This window comes from Pontimicrobium sp. MEBiC01747, from assembly GCF_053601635.1.
The window spans coordinates 1-6,806 of sequence record NZ_JBSHNS010000581.1 but is presented as its reverse complement, the minus strand read 5'-3'; the positions used below and the strand labels follow the sequence as shown (position 1 = coordinate 6,806).

The window sequence follows — 6,806 nt, the reverse complement described above, 5'->3', positions numbered from 1 at the left end:
CCTTACGGCAACCTATAGGTGTTGTTGGGTGTATTTCGCCTTGGAATCTTCCACTCTATTTATTTACATGGAAAATAGCACCAGCCATTGCTGCAGGAAATTGTGTAGTCGCTAAACCTAGCGAAGTTACACCAATGACCGCATATTTATTAGGCGAAATTTGTACAGAAGCTGGTTTACCAAATGGCGTATTAAACATCGTTCATGGACTTGGAGGGGCAACAGGACAAGCCATTGTAGAACATCCAGATATTAAAGCTATTTCATTTACAGGAGGAACTGCCACAGGAGCCCATATTGCAAGAGTAGCAGCACCAATGTTTAAAAAACTATCCTTAGAGTTAGGCGGTAAAAACCCTAATATCATTTTTGCAGATTGCGATTATGATGATATGCTAAACACAACCGTACGTTCATCTTTTGCTAACCAAGGACAAATATGCCTTTGCGGCAGTCGCATATTTGTAGAAGAAACCATATACGAACAGTTTAAAACCGATTTTGTAGCTAAAGTAAAAGCTTTAAAAGTGGGGCATCCATCTCATAAAGACACCAACATTGGTGCTTTAGTTTCTAAACCACATTTAGAAAAAGTAAAAGACTATATAGCTATAGCCAAAGAAGAAAACGGAACCATATTATGCGGTGGCAATGAAGTAACAGTTACAGGTTATGAAAACGGATACTATTTAGAACCTACAGTAATAGAAGTACCAAATGATGAGTGTAGAGTAAATCAAGAAGAGATATTTGGTCCTGTCGTTACCATTATGTCATTTAAAACCGAGGATGATGTTTTAGTCATGGCAAATAAAGTAAAGTATGGTTTATCTGCCACACTTTGGACCAACAACCTAAAACGCACCATGCGCTTGAGCAACCAATTACAAGCAGGAATTGTTTGGGTAAACACCTGGATGATGCGCGATTTACGCACACCGTTTGGAGGCGTTAAAGCCTCTGGCGTAGGCCGAGAAGGTGGTTTTGAAGCTTTACGCTTTTTTACTGAAGCTAAAAATGTTTGTATAAAATATTAATTCTCTCAAAAGCGAGAATCTTATAAATTGAAACTAAAATATTAACCATACGTCAAACTGAAGTTATTTTAGAATGACATTAAAAAATTCCTATTCACCTAGGAAATATTATGAATTTAAACTTAAACAACAAAAATGCCTTAGTTTGTGGAAGCACACAAGGCATAGGTAAAGCAACAGCTATGATTTTAGCTGAAGAAGGTGTAAATGTTACCTTAATTGCAAGAAACAAAGATAAATTAAAACAAGTCCTTTCAGAATTACCTGGACATAGAAACCATAGCTATATTGTTGCAGATTTTTCAAATCCAGAAGCATTAAAAACTAAAGTAGCCGAGTATGTTTCTGACCATCATGGGTTTCATATTTTAGTAAATAATACCGGAGGTCCAAAAGGAGGCCCTGTGTTTGCAGCTGAGGTAAGCGAGTTTGAAGCGGCTTTTACACAACATTTAAAATGCAATCATGTACTCGCCCAGACAGTAGTTCCTTTTATGAAAGAAGCTGGTTTTGGTAGAATAGTAAATGTTATTTCTACATCGGTAAAACAACCTTTAGATGGTCTTGGGGTAAGTAATACTATTCGCGGTGCTGTTGCCAACTGGAGTAAAACTTTAGCGAATGAGCTAGGTGGTTTTGGCATTACCGTTAATAATGTTTTACCAGGTGCTACCGGAACAGAACGTTTAAGTGAAATTATAAAAAACAAATCGGCAAAAACAGGGATTAGTGTTGATGATACTAGCCAAGCCATGAAAAACGCTGTACCAGCAAAACGTTTTGCTAAACCTGAAGAAATCGCCAATGCCATTACCTTTTTAACAAGTGAAGCTGCTAGTTATATTAATGGGATTAACCTTCCTGTTGATGGTGGAAGAACCAAAAGTTTATAATTCTTTTAATATATAATATCTAAAAAGGAATTAGTAAATTTATAAGCATATTGTTTGTCATTCCTGCGAAGGCAGGAATTCAAAAAAAACAAAACAACTTTAACATAGATTCCTGCCTTCGCAGGAATGACAAAAACATAAAACAATGAGCAACTTAGTATCGCCTTTAAATTTTAAAGCTTGGATTGAAGAAAACAGACACTTATTAAAACCACCCGTAGGAAATAAATGTGTGTGGAAAGATGGAGATTTTATTGTTATGGTCGTTGGAGGCCCTAACAATAGAAAAGATTATCATTATAACGAAACACCTGAGTTTTTCTATCAAGTTGAAGGAGATATTGTTTTAAAAATTATTGACAAGGGCACACCTAAAGATGTACATATTAAAGAAGGAGATATATACTTACTCCCTCCAAAAGTACCACATTCTCCTCAGCGCGGTGCTAATACAGTAGGCTTAGTTATAGAATATAAACGACCAAAAGGCATGAAAGATGCTCTGCTTTGGTTCTGCGAAAATTGCGTTACTAAATTATATGAAGAAGATTTTACAGTAGAAAATATTGAAACAGATATGCCAAAAATTTTCGATAAGTATTATAGCGATAAAGAGAAACGTTCTTGTCCTAACTGCGGCGAAGTAATGCAGCCACCTAGTAAGATTAAAATTGAACAATAAAAATAAAATAGCTTCCACATAATAACAATAGGAATTACAAAACCAACTTATGAAACGTAAACTAAGAATAAACGGACACTCTCACTTATTACCTTACCCTGAGGAAATTCCTCAATTTATGAAAGACAAAGGTATTTTTTGGGTTGATAAAGACCGAAAATTTATGCTTCAAAAAGATTGGAGTCGCCCTGTAACAGATTCTAGTTTTTTCTTAGATGAAAAGCTAGAGTGGATGGAGCGTAATAAGTTAGACCATGCAGTTGTTTTAAATCTATCTCAATTATACGGAAATGGGTTACGTGTTGAAGAAATGAAAAAAGCCTTACGGTTCCAAAACGACTTTAATGCTAAAGTACAACACGATCACCCAAGTAAATTTACTTGTGGTTTTGTAGTACATCCAGGTTTTGTTCGTGGTGCTTGCTGGGAAATAGAACGTTGTGTAGAAGAGTTGGGCATGCAATTATTATGTTTACCAACACACTATATGGATACTATAGGTACTTGGCGTTGTATTTTTGATGAAGAAAACGAACCTATTTTTGAGCTCGCAAATAAATACAATTTGGCTGTAGAAATACATCCATACGATGGCGAAAAATTTATTAAACTAGAAAATACAAGTTGGCGTTTTCATTTAATATGGATGTTAGCACAATGTGCAGATGCTTACCACTTTTTAACACTTAATGGCTATCCAGATAAATACCCAAATATGAGAACCTGTTTTGCTCATGGTGGGCAATTAGCACAAATTAACTTAGGAAGACGTATTCAAGGGTTTGATGGAAGACCAGATTTATTTGAAGGTAAAACACACCCAAGAAAATCGGTAGGACATAAAAATATATTCTTTGACACTTTAGTACACGATACAGGTTCTTTAAAACTACTAGTAGAAAACCAGGGCTCTAAACAAGTTATTATGGGCTTAGACGATCCTTATCCGTTAGGAGAAATGGAAAGCGAAAACCAAAGTTCTTATCCTGGTAAAATATTAGATTTAGCTATGGAACGTAACATTATTAATAGTGAAGAGTATGATGCTATTTGGGAAAACAATGTTATACAATGGTTGTGTGGAGATGATACAGCTGCAAAACAAAAACTAATTAATAGAATTACAAACGGTTAGCATGATAGAAGTTGCCGAGTTTTATACATTATCGCATATTTTTATTTCTTTAATAGGCGCTATACTATTAATTGCTATTTGGTATAATATAAGGCAACGTTTTAAAGTTATTTTAGAGGAAAACGACACTCAAAAACGCGTAGATAAAGGATTACTGTATTTAAGTTTTGCCATGTTTGTTTGGGTTGCTTCTGGTATTTGGGCTTATACTGGTCAAATTTTTGAATTTAAATCTACAAATGGTTATTTATTAGGCATTCACTTCTTGTCTATTATAAATAATATGTTTTTGTTTCTTGCCTTGTTTTATTTTTATTACGCTCCAAGCTTTATCTATAATAACAAAAAGAATATTAAATCTATACTCGTAGTTATTGTTATTACTTCAATAATAACCTTTGGATTATCCTACTTTTTAAAAGACAACGATACTATAAACGGGCTTAACATAAGTGGTATTCCAGATCTTTTATTATCTGTATTTTTATGTTATTTGCTAGGTATTTCTTTATACAGAACCTTTGCCTTTAGAGGCTTAAAAATAGTAGGGATTATTTCTGTACTTATTATTATTTTAATGTTCTCCTCTCAACTCTCTGATGTTTTTATAAACTATGGAAACGAGTTTAGTAACAACCTAATTAAAATTATAGCTAAGACCTCTCTAATTTCTATTTTTTTAGTACTGGCAACAACTTGGGTTATTCGTTTAGCAAGTATGCCTAAACCTAATGAAATGACTATTAGTTTTATGGATTGGAGTTTGGTAAAAATTAGTATTCCTACAAAAAATGTATTTGAGCAAACTATAGATTTTGGTTCTAAAACAACACAATATAAAAATTTATTAAAGTTTGCTATTAGAAGAAAATACGGCGAAGGAGATTCGCAAAGTTTAGCTATTGGAGCTGCTGGAGAAATAAAAAACCAAACTTACCTAACAAGAATTATTGATAATATTAATTCTATTCTAGATCTAGACGATACACAACTACTAGAACGAAGAGATTTAGTAACCTTTATTGGAGAAGGGCGTTACCGTTTACGTATGATTCCTAACCATATAACTATAGACCCCACTTTACTAGAAGAATTTAACAAAAGTCCTGAAAACAAAGACTATAAAACCCTTTGTAACTCTTTGTAACTGTAATAACAAAACCTTACAATTCGTTATTTTTTACTATAATTAGTTACAGCTCTTACCCATAAATTTATCTGTAAATAGATTGCCAACCAATCGAAAAAATTTAGAACAGATGAACAGTAATAGTACTATTAAAACTAATCAAGCTTTTGGGCATCCTAAGGGGTTATTTTATTTATTCTTCGCAGAATTATGGGAGCGTTTTTCATTCTATGGTATGCGCGCCTTGTTAGTGTTGTACATGACCAAACAACTTTTATTTACAGACGATATGGCTTTTGGTGTGTATGCCGCTTATATGTCTCTAGTATATGTAACTCCAATGATTGGAGGCATATTAGCCGATAAAATTCTAGGCTTTAGAAAGGCTATTTTACTTGGCGGATTTTTAATGGCTCTAGGTCATTTTTTTTTAACTTTTGAACACCCAATTTTCTTTTATGGTTCTCTAGCTTTAGTTATTGTTGGTAATGGTTTTTTTAAGCCTAACATATCTTCTTTTGTTGGTGATTTATATAAACAGGGAGATGCTAGACGAGATGCTGGATTTACTATTTTTTATCTAGGCATAAATATAGGGGCTGCAGTAGCACCTTTAGCCTGTGCTTGGTTTGCAGAAACTTATGGCTGGCATTATGGTTTTGTTTTAGCTGGTATTGGTATGGTTGCTGGTTTAGTCGTTTTTAGACAAGGATTAAAAAATAATGTTTTTGAAAACAAAGGGTTAGTGCCTAATATAAACAACTACAATATTAAAACATTAGGTTTAAACAAAGGGCAATTAATAACAGTCATTGCTTTTTTAACGGTTCCATTATTTGCCTTAGTTATTCGTTTTAATGAGTTTGAACATTATATTGTATGGATAATTTCTCTCTTTTTAATTTGCTACATCGCTTACATTTATAGTACCGTTAGTCGTGTTGAAAAAAAACGACTCCTCGTTATTGTTTATTTTACTGCTTTGTACACATTATTTGCTGCAATTTTTGAACAAGCAGGAAGTTCATTAACCTTATTTGCAGATAGAAATGTAAACTTAGTAGGTATGGATGCCGCTGGGACTAATAGTATTAATGCAGGCTTTATAATTTTGTTTGCAATTCCGTTTTCTATGTTATGGACCTACTTAAGCCGTATTAACAAAAACCCAAACTCTGCTATTAAGTTTGGCCTAGGGTTACTCTTTTTAGGTATAGGGTTTCTTATTTTTGCCCTATCTGCTCATAGTGTAGACGAGTTTGCAAAAACATCTATGACTTATTTAGTTATTGGGTATTTAGTGTATACCATTGGAGAGCTATTCTTGTCTCCTATTGGACTTTCAAAAATGACCGAGTTATCACCTTTAAAATATGTAGCTTTTATTATGGGCGTTTGGTTTTCGGCTAATTTTTACGGGCATTTTTTTGCTGGAAAAATAGCTAAATTAACAACTGTTTCTAATGGAGAGACTAATCCTTTTACCGAAGGCATTTTTGGAGATATTGTAACCTTTTTTACAGGTATAACTCCAGAAACAGCATTACAAAATGGGGAGAATTTTCAACAATTATACTCCTACCTATCTGTTTATGCTTGCTTTGGTGTAATTAGTGCTATTGTTGGTATATTTGCAATAGTTATTTCGCCAATAATTAAAAAAATGATGTCTGGCATTAACTAATAGATAGTTTTAAAATTAGCTATAGAAATCAATTGACATTAAAACATAACGATAAATGTCAGTTCGAGTGATTTTACGAAGTGAAACGAAGGACAATTGTATCGAGAACAACTTTAAAAACGAGAACTTCTCGATACAAAATTAACCTTCATTGCATTACAATTAATTTCACTCGAAGTGACCATTAAAAATTAATTTTTTAATACAAACGCATGCATTTTATACCTGAAGCATTAGATGATTATG

General features: G+C 33.4%; 6 protein-coding genes. All 6 read left to right on the top strand.

Annotation, left to right across the window (positions count from 1 at the left end):
* The coding region (locus tag ACVC2P_RS19525) for an aldehyde dehydrogenase (RefSeq protein WP_452600125.1) at nucleotides 1-1,037 on the top strand (1,037 nt) is incomplete at its 5' end.
* A gap of 110 nt (nucleotides 1,038-1,147) precedes the next feature.
* Entirely contained in the window at nucleotides 1,148-1,930 is a 783-nt protein-coding gene (locus ACVC2P_RS19520) for an SDR family oxidoreductase (protein ID WP_452600124.1), read from the top strand.
* Between the two features lie 145 nt (nucleotides 1,931-2,075).
* Nucleotides 2,076-2,612, top strand: a complete 537-nt coding sequence (locus ACVC2P_RS19515; protein ID WP_452600123.1) for a 3-hydroxyanthranilate 3,4-dioxygenase — start codon at nucleotides 2,076-2,078, stop codon at nucleotides 2,610-2,612.
* 49 nt (nucleotides 2,613-2,661) lie between these two features.
* Nucleotides 2,662-3,747, top strand: coding sequence for an amidohydrolase family protein (locus tag ACVC2P_RS19510; RefSeq protein ID WP_452600122.1), 1,086 nt, complete (start codon nucleotides 2,662-2,664; stop codon nucleotides 3,745-3,747).
* Between the two features lies 1 nt (nucleotide 3,748).
* Entirely contained in the window at nucleotides 3,749-4,894 is a 1,146-nt protein-coding gene (locus ACVC2P_RS19505; protein WP_452600121.1) for a hypothetical protein, read from the top strand.
* Nucleotides 4,895-5,006: 112 nt separating this feature from the next.
* Entirely contained in the window at nucleotides 5,007-6,560 is a 1,554-nt protein-coding gene (locus ACVC2P_RS19500; RefSeq protein WP_452600120.1) for a peptide MFS transporter, read from the top strand.
* Nucleotides 6,561-6,806: the final 246 nt, after the last annotated feature.